Annotated in this window: 16 protein-coding genes, 1 tRNA gene and 1 pseudogene; 15 read left to right on the top strand and 3 right to left on the bottom strand. The window is 62.5% G+C overall.

Features of this window, described 5'->3' with window-relative positions:
* Window positions 1–1,057: 1,057 nt before the first annotated feature.
* The 12 genes from OKW41_RS33680 to OKW41_RS33625 all read left to right on the top strand — a co-directional run bounded on the left by OKW41_RS33680 (window position 1,058) and on the right by OKW41_RS33625 (window position 15,889).
* A complete protein-coding gene (locus OKW41_RS33680; protein WP_429575294.1) occupies window positions 1,058–1,669 on the top strand; it encodes a MotA/TolQ/ExbB proton channel family protein in 612 nt (203 codons plus the stop codon).
* A 24-nt stretch (window positions 1,670–1,693) separates the two neighbouring features.
* Window positions 1,694–2,113, top strand: coding sequence for an ExbD/TolR family protein (locus OKW41_RS33675; RefSeq protein WP_429575293.1), 420 nt, complete (start codon window positions 1,694–1,696; stop codon window positions 2,111–2,113).
* Complete coding sequence (locus OKW41_RS33670; RefSeq protein ID WP_429450456.1) at window positions 2,110–2,850, top strand: energy transducer TonB; 741 nt, start codon at window positions 2,110–2,112, stop codon at window positions 2,848–2,850. The genes OKW41_RS33675 and OKW41_RS33670 overlap by 4 nt, the downstream gene beginning before the upstream one ends.
* Before the next feature lie 178 nt (window positions 2,851–3,028).
* Complete coding sequence (locus OKW41_RS33665; RefSeq protein ID WP_429454472.1) at window positions 3,029–4,927, top strand: extracellular solute-binding protein; 1,899 nt, start codon at window positions 3,029–3,031, stop codon at window positions 4,925–4,927.
* 7 nt (window positions 4,928–4,934) lie between these two features.
* The gene (locus OKW41_RS33660; RefSeq protein WP_429575292.1) at window positions 4,935–5,987 is read left to right on the top strand and encodes a microcin C ABC transporter permease YejB; all 1,053 of its coding nucleotides are present in this window, start codon (window positions 4,935–4,937) and stop codon (window positions 5,985–5,987) included.
* Window positions 5,941–7,053 carry an ABC transporter permease gene (locus OKW41_RS33655; protein ID WP_429450452.1) on the top strand — a complete coding sequence of 371 codons (1,113 nt, stop codon included), beginning with the start codon at window positions 5,941–5,943 and terminating at the stop codon, window positions 7,051–7,053. Before OKW41_RS33660 ends, OKW41_RS33655 begins: the two co-directional genes overlap by 47 nt.
* Window positions 7,053–8,699: an ABC transporter ATP-binding protein gene (locus OKW41_RS33650; protein WP_429450450.1), complete on the top strand. Its 1,647-nt coding sequence runs from the start codon at window positions 7,053–7,055 to the stop codon at window positions 8,697–8,699. Before OKW41_RS33655 ends, OKW41_RS33650 begins: the two co-directional genes overlap by 1 nt.
* A complete protein-coding gene (locus tag OKW41_RS33645) occupies window positions 8,696–10,135 on the top strand; it encodes a TldD/PmbA family protein (RefSeq protein ID WP_429575291.1) in 1,440 nt (479 codons plus the stop codon). Before OKW41_RS33650 ends, OKW41_RS33645 begins: the two co-directional genes overlap by 4 nt.
* Window positions 10,132–11,520, top strand: coding sequence for a TldD/PmbA family protein (locus OKW41_RS33640; protein ID WP_429575290.1), 1,389 nt, complete (start codon window positions 10,132–10,134; stop codon window positions 11,518–11,520). The genes OKW41_RS33645 and OKW41_RS33640 overlap by 4 nt, the downstream gene beginning before the upstream one ends.
* A gap of 34 nt (window positions 11,521–11,554) precedes the next feature.
* Window positions 11,555–12,136, top strand: a complete 582-nt coding sequence (locus OKW41_RS33635) for a GNAT family N-acetyltransferase (RefSeq protein WP_429575289.1) — start codon at window positions 11,555–11,557, stop codon at window positions 12,134–12,136.
* Window positions 12,133–12,696: a GNAT family N-acetyltransferase gene (locus OKW41_RS33630; protein WP_429575288.1), complete on the top strand. Its 564-nt coding sequence runs from the start codon at window positions 12,133–12,135 to the stop codon at window positions 12,694–12,696. Before OKW41_RS33635 ends, OKW41_RS33630 begins: the two co-directional genes overlap by 4 nt.
* A 7-nt stretch (window positions 12,697–12,703) precedes the next feature.
* On the top strand, window positions 12,704–15,889 hold the full coding sequence (locus tag OKW41_RS33625; RefSeq protein WP_429575287.1) for a multidrug efflux RND transporter permease subunit: 3,186 nt from the start codon (window positions 12,704–12,706) through the stop codon (window positions 15,887–15,889).
* Window positions 15,890–15,894: 5 nt separating this feature from the next.
* On the opposite strand, the gene OKW41_RS33620 is transcribed toward OKW41_RS33625, so the two are convergent.
* Entirely contained in the window at window positions 15,895–16,158 is a 264-nt protein-coding gene (locus OKW41_RS33620; protein WP_429575286.1) for a GNAT family N-acetyltransferase, read from the bottom strand.
* A 101-nt stretch (window positions 16,159–16,259) separates the two neighbouring features.
* On the opposite strand from OKW41_RS33620, the gene OKW41_RS33615 reads away from it, so the two are divergent.
* Window positions 16,260–16,336, top strand: a tRNA-Met gene (locus OKW41_RS33615).
* 220 nt (window positions 16,337–16,556) lie between these two features.
* Here the strand turns inward: OKW41_RS33615 and OKW41_RS33610 are convergent.
* Window positions 16,557–16,652: pseudogene (locus OKW41_RS33610) on the bottom strand (aspartate racemase); the annotation flags it as partial.
* 113 nt (window positions 16,653–16,765) lie between these two features.
* Between OKW41_RS33610 and OKW41_RS33605 the strand changes: the two are divergent.
* Together OKW41_RS33605 and OKW41_RS33600 are read left to right on the top strand one after the other, a co-directional pair.
* Window positions 16,766–17,602, top strand: coding sequence for an RNase A-like domain-containing protein (locus OKW41_RS33605; RefSeq protein ID WP_429575285.1), 837 nt, complete (start codon window positions 16,766–16,768; stop codon window positions 17,600–17,602).
* 7 nt (window positions 17,603–17,609) lie between these two features.
* The gene (locus OKW41_RS33600) at window positions 17,610–17,900 is read left to right on the top strand and encodes a contact-dependent growth inhibition system immunity protein (RefSeq protein ID WP_429575284.1); all 291 of its coding nucleotides are present in this window, start codon (window positions 17,610–17,612) and stop codon (window positions 17,898–17,900) included.
* 161 nt (window positions 17,901–18,061) lie between these two features.
* On the opposite strand, the gene OKW41_RS33595 is transcribed toward OKW41_RS33600, so the two are convergent.
* A complete protein-coding gene (locus OKW41_RS33595) occupies window positions 18,062–18,760 on the bottom strand; it encodes an aspartate/glutamate racemase family protein (protein ID WP_184057359.1) in 699 nt (232 codons plus the stop codon).
* Window positions 18,761–18,791: the final 31 nt, after the last annotated feature.

Below are 18,791 nucleotides of genomic sequence, written 5' to 3'. Positions count from 1 at the left end.
GTTAAGGCCACTTCCGTTGAACGATCACGCAAACGCAGGCGCGAGTTGCGCATGCGCTGCCGTGCGTTGACGTCAGCGAGTTCTTCGCTGTCCGGCGCATCCCCGCGCCGTCCCGCACATTCCGTCCAGGGTGCGTCGCCGATCGTGTCGGACGCGCGCCTTGGTCTTGAAGCGAGCGCAGCAAGAGCACGAGATATGCCATGTGTGAGGTCGCGGATCGTCGGAAAGGCCTTGAGCGGCCTCCGCAAATGCATCGAAGCGATTGATTTGCTTAGGAATTCAGAGTTACGAAAAATTGTGTCGCGCGGGTAGTGCCTGGAAATAAGGCATTCCTCGCGCGTAACAGAACCCCGGAAAGTTTCCATTAGAAAAAAATAAAGTTAGACGGCTTATTTTAATTACGATTTGGTGCAGATTACGCACCGTAAGAATGCTTAATTACAGAATTGGTGCATTAAATAAAAAATAGTCCATGGCGATTAAATTCCCTAATTCGGGGCGATTAATGTGCCGTTGAAAGGAATGGTAATAAGTGTAAGAAAGTGGTTCGTTAAGCTTGTTTCGCGCTACGTGTAGGCATTTGTGGGTGGTAGCTGGTCTTCAATTGGTGCCTATTGTCATACTAAATTGACAGTAATATGAAAGGTGCATGTAATGAAATTGTCTATAGGCATTCTGAGATTGCACCAAAACGCTTCAAGTGCAACTTTTCGCACCATTTCTGCAATAGGGAATTAAAGGCTTTGGCAGAAGAAGTCTCGGAAAGCGGACTTACTCTAATTACAAAAATAAATTTGTTTTGCTACATGCGTGCGCGGGCGCCACGCAAGCCGCGGGCATGCGAGATCTTTGTCGCGCTCGGCAAGTCCATGAAATAAAAGGCAAAGCGTCCTGTGTAAAGGACTGGCGACGTTCGTTACGGAGAAACCGGTCGCCTGACCTGGTACGGGCTTTGCATAGGTGGCGGGCCTTTAGCCGGCGACTCACAAGGCAGCCGGCATCTCGAAACCTACCGTTATTCAACGGCCGCTTGAGCCTGTACTAACCGGAGTCCGCAGTGCTGAATACCCTCATTAACTACTCGATCCAGTCGATGGGTCTGATCCCTCTCCTCGCGTTCATCTTCCTGCTCGGCATCGCGATCATCATCGAACGATTGATGTTCTTCTCGCGTGCCGTGCGTGCCGGCAAGACCCTCGAACACGACCTGAAACTCGTCGATGCAGCCAATCCCGACGATGCCGCCAAAGTGGCCGAGCACTACAAGCAGACCGTGCAAGGCGAACTCGTGAAGTCGGCGATGAAAGTGAAGGGCAAGAGCGAAGCCGTGGTCGAACGCGAGATCGAGGAAACGATCATGTTCCAGTTGCCGCGTCTCGACCGTAACCTGTGGATTCTCGATACGGCCGTGACGCTCGGCCCGTTGCTGGGTCTGCTTGGCACGATCATCGGCATGGTCGAATCGTTCAACGTGCTCGGCACCAGCGGCACCGCGAACCCGAACGGTGTGACGGGCGGCATCGGTCACGCGCTGACGGCCACCGCGTGCGGCCTGACCATCGCGATCATCTGCGTGATCTTCCTGAACTACTTCAACAAGCGTATCCGGATGACGGTCAACCAGTTCGACCTCATCAAGTCGCTGCTCGTATCGCGCTTCGCAGTCTGACGCCGGCACTCAAGGAGACGGACCATGCGAAACCATCGCAGCCATTACCTCGGCGGTGAAGAGAAAGCGCGCATCGAGATCATCCCGATGATCGACATCATGATGTTCCTGCTGGTGTTCTTCATGCTCGCGACGCTGAAGATGATCCAGGGCGCAGGCATCAAGCTCGACCTGCCGCAATCGAGCACCGCCGAGCAGTTGCAGCAGACCATCAAGGTATCGATCGGGGTGACGAAGACGGACGAAATCTATCTGGATTCGAAGCCCGTGACGCCCGACGAACTGACCGCGCGTCTGCAAGGTCTGGTTCGCGACTCGAAGAAAGTAGATGTCGCGATTGCCGGCGACGAAGGCACGAGCTACAAGAATATCGTCAAGGTGATGGACCTGGTGCGCGCGGCGGGCATCAGTTCGGTTGCATTGGCCACGAACCCGACGACATGAGTTCACCGGCCATCGACATGAAAGATCCGCAAAACCGCCTGGACGGTGCACTCTGGGCATCGACGACGCCGGCGCATCACGGTCGCATGCCCATGAAGCTGGCGATCGGCGTTGCGGTGCTGGTCGAGGCGCTGGTGATTCTGGGCGTGTCGCACATGAAGTTCCAGCCGCCGCCGCCGCCGCCGCCGAAGGAGATGCGCGTGCAGATTGCGCCGCCGCCTCCGCCACCGCCGCCCGAGGTGAAGAAGCTGGAGCCGCCGCCGGCGCCGCCCAAAGCGCAGCCGAAGCACGAAATACCGAAGCCGACCCCGACGCCGCCGCCGCCGCGACCGACGCCGCAGCCGGTGATCCAGCCCACGGCGAATCCGGCTCCGAACGCTCCGGCGGTCGCGTCGCCGACACCTGCGCCGGCACCCGCTCCGGCACCGGCCGCGCCGCCGGCGCCACCCGCGCTGCATGGCGTGGTGGACGGCCGCGGTCATTGCCAGTCGGTGCAGCCGGTGATTCCGCGCAAGGCATTGACGGACGGTATTTCGGCGGACGTGATCGCGCATCTGACGATCGGTACGGACGGCAATGTCAGCGACGTGAAGATCATGCGCGTCACGCCGCCGACGTCGGTGTTCAACGAAGCCGTGATTGCCGCAGGCAAGGCGTACAAGTGCGAGAAGAATGCCGAGCCGTATGTCGGCGAAGTTCAGTTCTCGTTCAAGACCACACCGTCCGACGACGAGTAACCACGACGAGTGACGACGACGAATAAGCTCAGCTTCGACGCGAACTTCCGGCCTTCGCAATTTATACCCCTCCGGCCTTCAACCCGGAACCACGCGAGCGGTGGCTACCCGCCGCCGCCCGCGCGGTTTCGAAGCATCGCGCGTCGGCTACGAGCCGATGCGCGTCCAGACACGCATGATGACAACCGACAGGTTTCGAGGCCCGCGCGCGCGCGTCGTTACGGCGTTCGCGGCGCGGGTTGCGATGACGCTCGTCGCGGGGCTGCTGGTCGTGCCGTTGACGACGGCGCCCGCGTTCGCGAGGGCGTCGATCGCGCAATACGACGCGCCGAAGTATCCGTCCGGGTTCACGCATTTCGATTACGCGGACCCGAATGCGCCGACCGATGGCACGCTGGTCTTCCAGAACTACGACGAAGCGCAAAGTTACGATTCGCTGAATCCGTTCCTGACGCGTGGTGCGCCGGCGCCGGACATCCTGCATCTGATGTTCGATACGCTGATGCAGCGCAGCTGGGACGAACTCGCGTCGGAATACGCATTGATCGCCGACGACGTGGAGGTGGCGCCGGATGGCAAATCAGCGGTGTTTCATATCGACCCGCGAGCGCGCTTTTCGAACGGCGATCCGATCACCGCCGACGACGTCAAGTATTCGTTCGATACGCTGACCAGCCCGCAGGCATCGCCGCTGTTCAACTCGCAGTTCGCGGTGATCAGCCGCGCCACGGTGCTCGACCCGTCGCGGGTGCGCTTCGACTTCAGGCACGTGGAACGCGACGCGCCGTTGATCGCAGGCGACCTGCCGGTTTTCTCGCGAAAGTGGGCAATGCAAGCCAACGGCACGCGCATCGCGTTCGATCAGTTGACCAATGTGCCGCCGGTGTCGAGCGGCCCGTATCTGATCGAGCAGCGCAAGAACGACACGCAGATCGTCTACCGTCGCAATCCGGCTTACTGGGCCGCAAATTTGCCGTCGCGGCGCGGCATGTACCATTTCGCGCGCGTCGCGTTCAAGCTCTATCACGATCATTACACGCAGCTCGAGTCGCTGAAAGCGCTCGATACCGACGTGATGGTCGAATACAGTTCGATGCAATGGGCGCGCCGTTATATCGGCAAGAACTTCGAGAACGGCGCGTTGCAGCGCAAACTGTTCCCAGATCACGGCGCGCAGATGCAGGGGCTGATGTTCAACACGCGCAGGCCGATGTTTTCGGATGTGCGGGTGCGGCATGCCCTTGCACTTGCGTTCGACTATGACTGGCTGAACCGGATGACCTTCTACGGCCAGTACCGGCGCACCAACAGCTACTTCGACGATAGCCCGTTCGCCGCGCAAGGCGTGCCCACCGATGCCGAACTCACGCTGCTCGACCCGTATCGCGCGAGTTTGCCGGCGGCCGTGTTCGGTCCAATGGTCAGGCAGGCCGACACGATTGCGCCGCACACATTGCGCGAGAACCTGCGCGAAGCGCGCGGCCTGCTCGCTGAAGCGGGTTGGACAGTGCGCGACGGCCAGTTGCGCGACGCGCACGGCAACCCGATGTCGATCGAAATCATCGACGATCAGCCGGGCATGGATCGCGTACTGCTGGCGTATATGCGCAACCTGCAACTGCTCGGCATCGATGCGCATATGCGCGAGATAGATAGTGCGTTGTATCAGAAGCGGATCGACAACTTCGAGTTCGATATGACGACGTTCATCTATCTGCGCGTGACGATTCCCGGTGCCGAACTGGAGCGTCGTTTCAGCAGCGCATCGGCATCGCAGGTCGGCTCGGAGAACTATCCGGGCGTGAAGTCGCCGGCGGTCGATGCGCTGGTGCGCGCGGTGATCCACGCGAGCACGCTGAACGAACTCGAAACCGCGACCCATGCGCTCGACCGCGTGCTGATCAACGGCTATTACCTGGTGCCCGAATATTTCGCGCCGGATACGCGGATCGCGTACAAAAGCGCGCTCGGCTACCCGTCGGTGACGCCGGTCAGTTTCCAGGGCGAGGACTGGATCGTCAGCTACTGGTATCGCAAGATGCCGTCCGCTGCGGCCAACACCGCCGCTGCGAAGTGAGGGGCTTATGTTTATCTACATCATCAAACGTCTGCTACTGATGATCCCGACGCTGATCGGCGTCGTTACGCTGACTTTCTTCGTGACGCAGTTCGTGCCGGGCGGCCCGGTCGAACAGATGATGACGCAGTTGCGTCACGGCCAGCAGCGCGGCGGCGAAGGCGGAGGCGGAGGCAACGCGTATCACGGCAGCCAGGGCGTCGATGCGCAGCAGATCGAGCAGATCAAGAAGCAGTTCGGCTTCGAGAAACCACCGCTGACGCGCTATCTGAAGATGCTGAGGGACTACGCGAGTTTCGATCTCGGCCAGTCCTACTATCACCATCAGAGCGTGTGGGCGGTGATCCGCTCGAAACTGCCCGTGTCGATCACGCTCGGGTTATGGACGGTCGTGCTGACCTACATCGTGTCGGTGCCGCTCGGGATCGCGAAAGCGGTGCGCAACGGCTCGCGCTTCGACACCGCCACCAGCGTGATGGTGCTGACCGGCTACGCGATTCCGGGCTTCGTGTTCGGCGTGCTGCTGCTGATGCTGTTTGGCGGCGGCACGTTCTGGCAGGTCTTCCCGATGCGCGGCCTCACGTCCGATAACTTCGACGAACTCAGCGCGTTCGGCAAGGTGCTCGATTATCTATGGCACATCGCGTTGCCGGTGACGGCGTCGGTGGTTGGCAACTTCGCGATCGTCACGATCCTGACCAAGAATACGTTTCTCGAAGAGATTGGTCGGCAATACGTGCTGACCGCGCGGGCGAAAGGTGCGCCCAAGCGTGACGTGCTGTGGAAGCACGTATTGCGCAACGCCGCGATTCCTTTGCTGACCGGACTGCCCGCCGCGTTTATCGGCGCCTTCCTGAACGGCAACCTGCTGATCGAAACGCTTTTTTCGCTCGACGGCATGGGCCAACTGTCTTATGACTCGGTGATCCGCCGCGACTATCCGGTCGTGCTGGGTTCGCTGTTCCTGTTCACGCTGATTGGTCTCGTGACCAAACTCATTGCTGACGTCTGCTATGTCCTCGTCGACCCCCGCATCCAATTCAACAGCCTGGACCGATAAGCTGCCGCCCGGCGCGTTGCCGGTGTCCGTGTCGCCTGGGCGACGCGTATGGCAGCGTTTCCGCCAGCAGAAGCTCGGTTACTGGAGCCTGATCGTGTTCGCAACGCTGTTCGTGCTGAGCCTGCTCGGCGAAGTGCTCGCGAATGACCGGCCGTTGATGGTCCGTTACGACGGCCATGACTATTTTCCGATCGTGAAGGATTATCCGGAAACGATGTTCGGCGGCGATTTTCCGACCCGCGCGAACTATCTCGATCCGTTTATCCGCAAGCAGTTGACTGAGAAAGGCAACTTCGCGATCTACCCGCCGAATCACTACCACTACGACACGATCGATTACTTCGCGACGCGGCCGTTTCCGGCGTCGCCGTCCGCGACCAACTGGCTCGGCACCGATCAATACGGCCGCGATGTGCTGTCGCGATTGCTGTACGGCTTCAGGCTGTCGGTGTTGATGGCGCTTGCGCTGACGGTGTCGGGTATCGTGCTGGGCGTGCTGGCGGGTGCGTTGCAAGGCTTTTACGGCGGCCGCACCGACCTGATCGGGCAGCGCCTGATCGAAGTATGGAGTTCGATGCCGGACCTGTATCTGCTGATCATCTTCGCGTCGATCTTCGAGCCGAGTTTTTGGCTGCTGTTTATCCTGCTGTCGATGTTCGGCTGGCTGGTGCTGTCCGACTATGTGCGCGCCGAATTCCTGCGCAACCGTTCGCTCGATTACGTTCGCGCCGCGCGCACGATGGGTTTGAGCAACTGGCAGATCATCTGGCGTCATCTGCTGCCGAACAGCATGACGCCGGTGATCACCTTCCTGCCGTTCCGGATGAGCGCCGCGATTCTGTCGCTGACGAGTCTGGACTTTCTGGGGCTGGGTGTCGCACCGCCCACGCCGAGCCTTGGCGAACTGCTTCAGGAAGGCAAGAACAACCTCGACGCATGGTGGATTTCGGTATCTGCGTTTGCCGCGCTGGTGATCACGTTGTTGCTGCTGACGTTCATGGGCGACGCGTTGCGCAATGCGCTCGACGCCCGTTCACGCGGGTCGGCGTTCGGCGGGAGGAAGTGATGAGCGACGCAACGTTGCACAAGCCCTTGCTGGAAATCGACACGTTCTCGATCCGTTTCGGCGACAAGGTCGCGGTTCGCGAACTGAATCTGACGATCGGGCGCGGCGAGCGGGTTGCGCTGGTCGGCGAATCCGGTTCGGGCAAGAGCGTCACGGCGCTGTCGATCCTGCGCCTCGTCGAACATGCGCAGACCAGCGGCCAGATCCGTCTCGACGGCTTCGATCTATTACAGAAAACCGAGCAGCAGATGCGCGGGATTCGCGGCGCCGCCGTCGCGATGGTGTTTCAGGAGCCGATGACCGCGCTCAATCCGCTGTTCACGATCGGTCAGCAGATCGCCGAAAGCCTGCGTCTGCACGAGGGTTTGCGGTCGAACGCGGCGCGCGCCCGCGGCATCGAACTGCTGCGCCGTACCGGCATTGCCGAGCCGGAACGGCGGATCGACAGCTACCCCCATCAACTGTCCGGCGGACAACGCCAGCGCGCGATGATCGCGATGGCGCTCGCGTGCCGTCCGCGCCTGCTGCTCGCCGACGAACCCACTACCGCGCTCGACGTCACCGTGCGTCAGCAGATCGTCGATCTGCTGGTCGAACTGCAGGAACAGGAAGCCGCCGATCGCGGCATGGCGGTGCTGCTGATCACGCACGACCTGAATCTCGTGCGCCGCTTCGCCCAACGCGTGGCGGTAATGGAAAAGGGTGTGCTGGTCGAAACCAATACGACCCAGGCGCTGTTCGCAGCGCCGCAGCATCCTTACACGCAGCGATTGCTCGACAGCGAACCGCAACGCGAGATCGGGCCGATCGAACCACACGCGCGTCGGGTGCTCGAGGTGCAAGGCCTCGCGGTCGATTACCGGACGGCCGCGAAAGGCTGGCGCTCGCTGTTCAGCGGTTCGACGTTTCGCGCAGTGCACGACGTCGATCTGACGCTGCGTCGCGGTGAGACGCTCGGCGTGGTCGGCGAATCGGGCTCCGGAAAATCGACGCTGGCGGCGACGCTGCTCGGTCTGCAACGGCCCGCCGCCGGTCATATCCATATCGACGGCGCGCCGTTATCGGCTTTGCGTGGCGCGAACTCGCGCCGCGCGTTGTACTCGCGGATGCAGGTGGTGTTTCAGGACCCGTTCGGGTCGCTATCGCCGCGTATGACGGTCGAGCAGATCGTCGGGGAATGGATCGAGGTGCACCGGCCGGAAATCGACGCGCGCACGCGCCGCGCGCGGGTGGGGACGATGCTCGAAGAAGTGGGCATGCCGCAAGAATCGATGCTGCGCTATCCGCACGAGTTTTCCGGCGGGCAGCGGCAGCGGATAGCGATCGCGCGTGCGTTGGCGGTCGAACCGGAAGTGCTGATTCTCGACGAGCCGACCAGCGCGCTCGATGTGTCGATCCAGCAACAGGTGCTTAAGTTGTTGGCGGGCTTGCAGAAGAAGTACCGGTTAAGCTATCTATTGATCACCCATGATCTGGCGGTGATGCGTGCGATGGCGCATCGCGTGATCGTGATGAAGAACGGCCGCGTGATTGAGGCGGGAGACACGCTCGACGTGCTGCATGCGCCGTCACATTCTTATACGCAGTCGTTGCTCGCCGCGTCGATGATCGCGCCGGAGCACGACGAACCCGAGGTACTGCAATGAGCGAATCGCGCTGGACGCAGGCCGCCCGTGCGTTGAAGAGCAATGCGGCGTTCTGGTCCTTACGGATTGTCGATGAACAGATCGACGACCACGAAGTACGCAACGACGTCGCGCAGCCGCTGCGCACGCAGCGCGAACGCGGCGCCATGCTGACCGCGTGGGCCGGCGCGGGCGCGGGCTATGCGGCAACCACGGATCTGTCCATCGGGGGCTTGCAGGCTGCGCTCGATATCGCGACGCAACGTGCGCTGGCGAGCGCCGGCGCATCGCTGATCGACCATCGCGCGGTGTCGCGCGAAGCGCTCAGCGGCGCGTATGTCTCGCCCAATGCCGACCAGCCGCTGCCGACGCGCGGCGAATGGCTCGCGCGTCTCGCGCACGAATGCGCCGCCGCGAAAATCGACGACCGGATCGTCGAGCGCACGGCATCCGTGCAGATCACGCGCACCGAACAGGTTTATCTGACCAGCGACGGCGCGCGAATCGACCAGCGCTTTTGCCTCGTGATGCCGGAAATGAGCGTCGCGGCGCACGCGAACGGCGACACGCAGGTGCGCACGCTCGGCGGCAATTACGGCACGCTCGCGCAAGGCGGCGTCGAAGTGCTGGACCGCTACGCGTTCGACGGCGCAGGCGTGCGGCTCGCCACCGACGCGCTGACCTTGCTGGCCGCGCCGAACTGTCCGGCTGGTCCGCGCGACCTCCTGCTGATGCCCGATCAGATGATGTTGCAGATTCACGAATCGATCGGGCATCCGCTCGAACTCGACCGGATTCTCGGCGACGAACGCAACTTCGCCGGATGGAGTTTCGTGAAGCCGGAGATGTTCGGCACTTACCGTTACGGCTCGGAACTGCTCAACGTGACATTCGATCCGTCGCTGCGCGAAGAAGCCGCGTCGTACGCATTCGACGACGACGGCACTGAAGCGCGCAAACAATATCTGATTCGCGATGGCGTGCTCGAACGTCCGCTCGGTGGCGCATTGTCGCAACAGCGCGCAAAGATGGCGGGCGTCGCGAATTCGCGTGCGTCGAGCTGGAATCGCGCGCCGATCGACCGGATGGCGAACCTGAATATCGAACCGGGAACCAGCACGCTGGGCGAAATGATTTCCGGCATCGAACACGGCATCCTGATGCGCACCAATACGTCGTGGTCAATCGACGATCACCGCAACAAGTTTCAATTCGGCTGCGAGTTCGGCCAGTTGATCGAAAACGGCAAGCTCACGCAAATCGTCAAGCAACCGAATTATCGCGGCATATCCGCGAATTTCTGGCGCAGTCTGAGCGCGGTCGGCAATGCCAGCACGCGCGAAGTGTTCGGCACGTCGATGTGCGGCAAAGGCGAACCGGCGCAACTGGTGCGCGTCGGCCATGCGTCGCCGCCGTGCGTGTTCACGCATGTCGATGTATTCGGAGGCGCGCGATGACTACAACCAATGCAGTCAATGCATCGAGCGGCTTCGATTTCGCCTCGAACGCGCAGTTGCCGGATTGGCACGCGCAATTCGCGCTGCTCGCCGATGCGATCGACACGCTGCTCAGCGGCGACGAAGTGGCGTTGACGAGGCTGTCGGCGGAGCAATCCGACTTTATCCGCTTCAACGGTGGCAAGGTCCGGCAGATCGGCCAGGTGTCGCAAGGCAAACTGACCGTCCGCCTGATCGACGGCGCCAGGCAGGCGTATTCGAGCTTCACGGTATGCGGCGATCCAGCGACGGATCTGCGCGATATCGCCGATGCGCTGAATACGTTGCGCGACGGCTTGCGCGATGCGCCCGACGACCCGCATCTGTTGTACGACGCCACCCAATGGACCCAATCGACGCGCCGCAGCGGCAAGCTGCCCGCGCCCGACGCACTGTTGCGGATCGCCACCGAAAGCGCGCGCGGACTCGATTTCGTCGGCTTCTATGCAGGTGGCTCGATGGTGCGCGGCTTCTCGTCGTCGCGCGGCAGTCGCGGCTGGTACGAAGTCAGCAACTTCAGCTTTAGCTGGTCGTTGTACGACCCGAGCGGCCGTGCGATCAAAAGCACGTACACCGGCGACCACTGGGACGACAGCGTGTTCGCCGCGAAGGTAGAACAGGCCGCCGCACGTTTGCCGGTGCTTGGACACACGCCGCGCGCGTTGTCGCCGGGGCGGTATCGCACGTATCTGGCGCCGTCGGCGATGCTGGAACTGGTCGGCACGGCGTCGTGGGGCGGGTTTTCCGCGCGCGCGAACGCCACCGCGCGCAGCCCGTTTTACCGGCTGCACAGCGGCGAAGTCGCGCTCGATCCGCGCGTGTCGATGACCGAAGACCTGAGCCTGAATATCACGCCGCGCTTCAACGAAGACGGTTATCAGCGCGACAGCGTGCCGTTGATTCACGACGGCCGCAACGCCGGGCAACTGACCAACGCCCGTAGCGCGCGCGAATACGGATTGACGCCGAACGGCGCGCTCGCCAGCGAAACGCCTGAGTCGCTGGCGATGGCTGGCGGCGATCTCGACGCCGCCGATATCCTTGCCGCACTCGATACCGGGCTGTATGTCGGCAATCTCTGGTACGTGAATTTTTCTGACCGGATGAATTGCCGGTTGACCGGCATGACGCGTTTCGCGACGTTCTGGGTCGAACGCGGGCAGATCGTCGCGCCGGTCGAGGCGATGCGTTTCGACGACAGCCTGTACCGTTTGCTGTCGAGCGAACTCGAACGTCTCGACGCCCAGCCGGAACTGCTGCTGAACGATGGAACGTGGGGCGAGCGGCAGACCGGCGGCTGGAAACTACCCGGCTTGCTGGCACGCTCGTTCGAACTGACGCTGTGAGTGAGTTTCCGATGACAGACTGAACGCCATAACAATGACAGAACCAAAGACAATATTTGAGAGCACGACACGGTTCGGGACCGAACCGTTCGAGATCAGCATCAGGCCGCTGCATCCGGACGACGCCGCGCAACTCCACGCGCTGCGTTCATGCCCCGGTGTGATGCGCCAGAACCCGATGCGTCCGTATCCGACCTTGCAGCAGACTCAAGGCTGGCTCGCGAAGCTCGCGGCGCCGTCGATGGCGATTGCAGCGCTGGTGGGCGATACGCTGGTCGGCTCGGCCGATCTGCATCCGGGCGCGCTGCGTCGCGCGCATAGCGGCTGGCTGGGTATCAGCGTGCACGACGACTGGCAGGGCAAGGGCGTCGGCACGCGGCTGATGGCCGAACTGATCGATGCCGCCGACAACTGGTACGGGCTGCGCCGTCTCGAGCTGAACGTGTTCGCCGACAACCATCGCGCGATTGCGCTGTATCGCAAGTTCGGTTTTTCGCACGAAGCGACCTTTCGCGGCGCCGTGCTGCGCGACGGCATGCTGATCGACTCGGTGTTCATGGGCCGCTTACGCGCGCCGATGGGTCATCTGCAAGCGGAAATCGAGGCGGCCGTATGAACGTCTCGTTGAAACCCGACACGGCGCATGTGATTATCCGCGCCCGCGAAGAGTCCGACCTCGACGCGATCACTTCGTTGATGAACTGCCCCGGCGCGCGGCATGGCACGTTGCAGACGCCGTATCGCTCGAACGCGACGGTTGGGAGCTGGCTCGAAAAAATGCCCGCGAACAGGCTCGGACTGTGCGCGGAGGCGGGCGGTCGCGTAGTCGGGATGATCGACGTGTTGCCGCGCATGCACCGGATGGCGCATTGCGCGGGAATCGGTCTCTGCGTGCATGACGATTACGTCGGGCGCGGCGTCGGCACGGCGCTGCTCGCGGCGGCCGTCGAGTGCGCGGATACGCTGCTCGGCCTGCGTCGGCTGGAGTTGACCGTGTTCGTCGACAACCACCGCGCGATCGCTCTGTACCAGCGCTTCGGTTTCGTCGAGGAAGGACGCTCGCCAGCGTTCGCGATGCGCGACGGCAAGCTGGTCGATGCATTCCATATGGCCCGTTTCGCCGATGCGCCGGTGTTCGCTTCGCCGGTCGCGCTCGCACCGAACCCACACGCGTGAGCATGCCTTGGCCGCCTTTTTTATCGACCGACCGGTCTTTGCGTGGATTCTGGCGCTTGCGGTAATCATCGCGGGCGCGCTCGCGTTGACGCAACTGCCGGTCGCGCAATATCCACGACTCGCGCCGCCGCGTATCGTGATCGATGCCGTCTATCCGGGTGCATCGACGGAAGCCGTGGATGCGAACGTTGGCAGCATCATCGAAGAAAGTCTCGACGGTGCCGACGGGATGCTTTACTACGAAACCGGCAGCGACGGCCTCGGCAACCTTGAAATCGCGGCGACCTTCGCGCCCGGCACCAACCCCGATATCGCGATGATGGACGTGCAGAACCGGCTCAAGCAGGTCGAGCCGCGTTTGCCGCAACAGGTGGTGCAGCAAGGCATCAGCGTTTTCAAGGCCGCCAACACGTTCCTGATGCTGGTCGCGCTGACATCCACCGATGGCACGCGCGATTCCGCGCAACTAAGCGACATCCTCAGCCGCGACATCATGCGCGAACTGAAGCGCGCGCCGGGCGTCGGTTCCGCGCAACTGTGGGACGCCGACGAAGCGTTGCGCGTCTGGCTCGATCCGATGAAGCTGCGCGAATTCGGCCTCGCCGCGTCCGACGTCAACGCCGCGATTGCCGCGCAAAACGCGAGCGTCGCGGCAGGCGCACTCGGCGCCGCGCCGCTGGTGGACGGCCAGCAGCTGACCGCGTCGGTGAATGTCAAAGGGCAGTTGCTGTCGCCGGAGGAATTCGGCCAGATCGTGCTGAAAGCGCACCCCGACGGCTCGGCAGTGCGGCTTGCCGACGTCGCGCGGGTCGAGATCGGCCGCGACAACTATACGTTCTGGTCGCGCCTGAACGGCAAGCCGTCGGCGACGGTCGGGATTCAACTCGGGCCGCGCGGCAACGCGCTCGAAACATCGGACGCGATTCGGGCGCGGCTCGCGGAACTGGCGAACCGTTTGCCGCCGGGCGTCGCGGTTCAGGTGCCGTTCGATAGCGCGCGCTTCGTCAACGTTGCGATTCGCGAAGTGCTGATCACGCTGGCCGAGGCGATCTTGCTGGTGTTTCTCGTGATGTGGCTGTTCCTGCGCGATCTGCGCTACGCGCTGGTGCCGACAGTGGTGATTCCGGTCACGCTGATGGGTGCGTTTGTCACGATGTACGCATTCGGCTTGTCGATCAACGTGTTCACGATGTTCGGCCTCGTGCTGGCGATCGGCATTCTGGTCGACGACGCGATCGTGGTGGTCGAGAGCGTGCATCGCGTGATGGACGAAGAGGGCATGGCGCCGCGCGACGCGACATTGAAAGCGATGAAACAGATCGGCGGTGCGATCGTCGGCGTGACGGCGGTGCTGACCGCCGTGTTCGTGCCGATGGCGTTCTTTCCTGGCGGCGTCGGTGGGATTTACCGGCAATTCGCGGTCGCGATGATTGCGTCGATGCTGGTGTCGTCTTTCATGGCGCTTTCGTTGACGCCCGCGTTGTGCGCGAACCTGCTGAGCGCGCCTGCGCAATCGGTCCGTCAGCGTGACGCGCGACGCGGTTTGCGTGGCGTTGCCGCCCGCCTCTCGACGCGTTTCGAACAGGGCTTTGATCGCGCGTCGCGCGCCTACCGGGCCATGACGGCCGCCGCGATGCGCCGGGTCGGGCCGCTGCTCGCGGTGTATGCCGTATTGCTGCTGCTGTGCGGCGCGTTGTACTGGCGGATGCCGGGCGGCTTCCTGCCCGTCGAAGACCAGGGCCAGCTGCAGGTGATGATCCAGTTGCCGGCCGGCGCGACGCAGGCGCGCACGCTCGCCGTCGTCGAAAAGACCGAGTCGATTTTGCGCATGCAAACGGCGGTGGCGAACGTGACAAGCGTGATCGGCTGGAGTTTCGAGGGCAGCGGACAGAACGTAGCGATGTCATTCGTCACGCTGAAAGACTGGGGCCAGCGCGGCGTTGATGCGATGACGCTGCGCGACACGTTGAACCGGTCGTTCAGCCGGATTCTCGACGGCAACGTGCAGGCGCAATTGCCGCCGTCGGTGCCGGGCGTCGGGCATTCGGACGGCTTCACGTTCCGGCTCGAAGATCGCGGCGGCTTGGGCCGCGACGCGTTGAAGGCCGCCCGCGACCAGCTTGCCGAGCGCGCGAAGGCCGATCCGTCGCTGACGTCGATTCATTTCGAGGATCTGCCCGACGCGCCGCGTATCGAACTCGACGTGGACCGCGCGAAGGCGTACGCGCTCGGCGTATCGTTCGACCGGATTGCGGACGTGTTGGGCAGCACCTTTGGCTCGTACTACGTCGACGATTTTCCGGCGGGTGGCCGGATGCGCCGCGTCCTGGTGGCGGGCGATGCGTCGACGCGGATGACGGAAACCGATCTGCTGGCGTTGTCGGTGCCGAACCAGTCGGGCGCGATGGTGCCGCTGTCGTCGGTTGCGACGCGCCGCTGGACCATCGGGCCAGTCGCATTGACGCGCTACAACGGCTATCCGTCGCTCGATCTGAACGGCCGTGCGGCGAGCGGTGTCAGTTCGGGGGCGGCGATGGAGGCGATGGAGCGGCTCGCGGCGAGCTTGCCTGCGGGCATCGCGTTCGACTGGGTCGATGCGGCGCGCGAAGAACGCGCGGCGGCGCGGCTGACGCCGTTGCTGCTCGGACTGTCGCTGCTGGCGGTGTTCATGGCGCTGGCCGCGCTATACGAAAGCTGGACGATTCCGCTCGCGGTGTTGATGGTCGTACCGCTTGGCGTAGTCGGCGCCATTGCGGCGATGCTGATGCGCGGCATGCCGAACGACGTCTACTTCAAGGTTGGGATGATCACAGTGATCGGCTTGTCCGCGAAAAACGCGATCTTGATCGTGCAATTCGCGCGCGACCTGAGCCTACGCGGCGTGCCGCTGACGCGCGCGGTGATACGCGCGGCGGGCGCGCGATTTCGCCCGATCGTGATGACGTCGTCGGCGTTCCTGCTGGGCGTCGTGCCGCTGGTGCTGGCGAGCGGCGGCGGTGCGGAAAGCCGCCGGTCGATCGGTACGGGCGTGTTCGGCGGCGTCGTGACGGCGACCTTGCTCGGGCTGGTGTTTGCGCCGGTCGCGTTTCAGGCGGTGGCGGTGGTCGCGCAGCATGGGCCGCGCGGCGCGCTGCGGCGCTTGCATGGCTATCGGCGTCAGTCGCGCGAGTTGATTCGCGATGTCAGCACATGATCGGCTCACGCGCCGTCGATCTTCAGATACGCACGCGCGAGGCCTTCGTTTTCGAAGCCGAGCCGCTCGAGGAGTCGCGCGCTGCGCAGATTGTCGGGCCGGTAATTCGCCATTACGCGATGCAGTTGCAGCGTGCTAATGACATGGTCGATTGCGTTGCTCAACCCTTCGCGCGCGAAGCCGCGACCTTCGAAGCGCCGCGATACCGAGAACCTGAGATGACACGCCTGGAAGGATGCGCGACCAAAGATAGAGCGCGTGCGACGCATCGCGCCGCGCGAATGTGCCGCTTGCTCGACCGCACTCGATATGTATTTCGCGCCAACATTTGACGTTGTGTCAGCGATCCGATATACTCTTTTTTCTCTGACGCGGGGTGGAGCAGTCTGGCAGCTCGTCGGGCTCATAACCCGAAGGTCGTAGGTTCAAATCCTACCCCCGCAACCAAAGCATTGTTGAAAGCCCGCATCGCGCAAGCCATGCGGGCTTTTTGACTTTCGGCGCTACGTTTTGCTTGTGGCGCTCGCTGCGTATGCTGCGCGCGTGAATAGATGCAACACGATTCGCGCGGGATCGAGGCCTCGAGCCCATCGTCACTCTCCTCCAATCGCCCACTGCACCGCCGCCTCGTCATGCAACGCGGCGGTATCGAAGCCGGGCAGCACTGAATCGTCCGGCTCGTGTTCGTCACGAGAATCATGAGATCGGCGCCGCTGCGTTCGAATTGGCGCGCGGCGTTGGCCATCCGTTCGCCGAGCGCGAGTCAGTATCCGAATCTTCGTTGACCGATGGGACGCAAGAATCATCCATCGCCCATATCCGATGTCTAAGCCGACGGTTAGCGTGGTCGTCCCAACGACCAGGAGTAGGTTTCAGATGTCATATGAACAGGATTCAGACAGCGTGCGCGTGGTGCTGAGCGCCCCGCAGCTGTCGGCCGTGCTGGCTCGCCACTCGATTAGCCCCACCGAAATGCTTTCCAACCGTCTGTGGGGCGGTTTGCAGGTTGTCGGCGGGGTGCTTGAAATGGCTGGAGCGGCAGCGCTGTGCGTGTTGCCCGAACCGACGATGGCAAGCAAGGCCGGGTGTGTGGTGTTCGGGGCGCATGGTTCGGACACGGCCGCGGCGGGCCTGCGTCAGGTCTGGACAGGGCGCGATACCGCCACCTTGACTCAGCACGGCACGGCGAAGCTGGCAGAGGCGATGCGGGTCAGCCCTGACAGGGCAGACCAGATCGGCCTGTCTATCGATATGGCCGTGCCGTTCGGCTTTGCTGGCTCGATCAAGGCAGCACGCGCGGCCAGCGTTAGGATGGGCAGGATCCATCTGCAAATGCACGAGGCGAAAGCGCTCAATCCAAGGTTCGGAGGGCACACGCTTCAGAAGCACGTTGGCAAGGACGAAGCATGGCTCAGGGAGCGGCTGAAACGTGAACCAAAGCGAAAAATCGTATCCTCGTTTATAACCCTTGAGCATGCCGAACGCGCCATTTCGGAAACGGTGCAGGCCAATGCCGTAAGAATCAGGACGTGGGCGCAGTCCCCAACTCGAAACGCAAAGATCACAGTCACCAAAGTCGTCTCTGGCGACATCGGCTATGGAGTGACGCGGGCTACTGGCGAACTTACGCGAATGAACAACGTCTTCGTCACGCTGAAATACGAAACCTACAACGGCATGCCTTATTACATCCTCACCGCCTACCTTGAATGAGAGAGAAATGAGTTCGTCAGAGCGCTATCCCGCAATGGACCACCTCATGAGAACGTATTTCGGCCAGGACTTCGACCTGTTCGGAGAAACCGTCCCGGAAATAGTCGCGTGTTACAAGCAGGACAGTCCTCATGATTACGCCAATTTAGTTCGGGAAATAGACTCGTTCAGGAACGAACACCCGCACGATCTGGCCATGGCGTTCGATCAGATGTATGGGCGCGGATTTTCTCCCGAGCCGTGGGGCTACACCGTCGCCTCTTTTCTTGACGAGATCCAGCGCCTCCTCAACGAGTAATCGGCTTGTTGCAAGGCGCGGACCGTTCCATCCGGTCCGATGTGTATGCAAAGGACGTTATGAGTGTCGATCTATCGCTTTCGACTCGCGCCTTCTCTCACCGACAAAGGGAGGCGAATCTGTTTTCCTTCCGGCGCAAAAGCAGAGCCCCGCGCCCATTTTCACTCCGCCCCGATCGCCCACTCCACCGCCGCCTGCGCATGCAACGCAGTGGTATCGAACACCGGCAGCACCGAATCTTCCGGCTTGATCAGCAGCGTGATCTCGGTGCAGCCGAGTATCACCGCCTGCGCGCCACGCGCGGCCAGATGCTCGATCACGCGTTGATAAACCTTGCGCGACGCGTCGGCCACGTTACCGTGGCATAGCTCGTCGTAAATGATGCGGTGCACGTCCGCGCGTTCGTCCTCATCAGGCACGAGCGTGTCGAGTCCATAGCGCTCGCGCAGCCGGCCCATATAGAACGTCTGCTCCATCGTGTAGCGCGTGCCGAGCAGGCCCACCCGCTCGACGCCCGCCGCGCGCAGCGCCGCGCCCGTCGGATCGGCGATGTGCAGGAACGGCACCGTGATTGCCTGCTCGATCGATTCGCACACGCGATGCATCGTGTTCGTCGCAAGAATCACGAGATCGGCGCCGCCGCGTTCGAGCTGGCGCGCGGCGTCGGCCATCTGTTCGCCGAGCGCGTGCCAGTCGCCGGCGCGCTGGTTCGCCTCGATCGACGCGAAATCGACGGTCAGCAGAAGACTGCGCGCGTTGTGATGGCCGCCGAGCCGCGCCTTCGCGTGTCGGTTCAGCAGCCGGTAATACTCGGTGGACGACTCCCAGCTCATTCCGCCGATCACGCCGATCGTTTTCATCTGTACGCTCCGTCAGTGCATGGCCGAAACG

It is taken from the genome of Paraburkholderia sp. UCT70, from assembly GCF_050434085.1.
GTDB lineage: Bacteria > Pseudomonadota > Gammaproteobacteria > Burkholderiales > Burkholderiaceae > Paraburkholderia > Paraburkholderia tuberum.
Note: the sequence above shows the minus strand (reverse complement) of the source record. Positions and strands in the feature narration are given on the sequence as shown.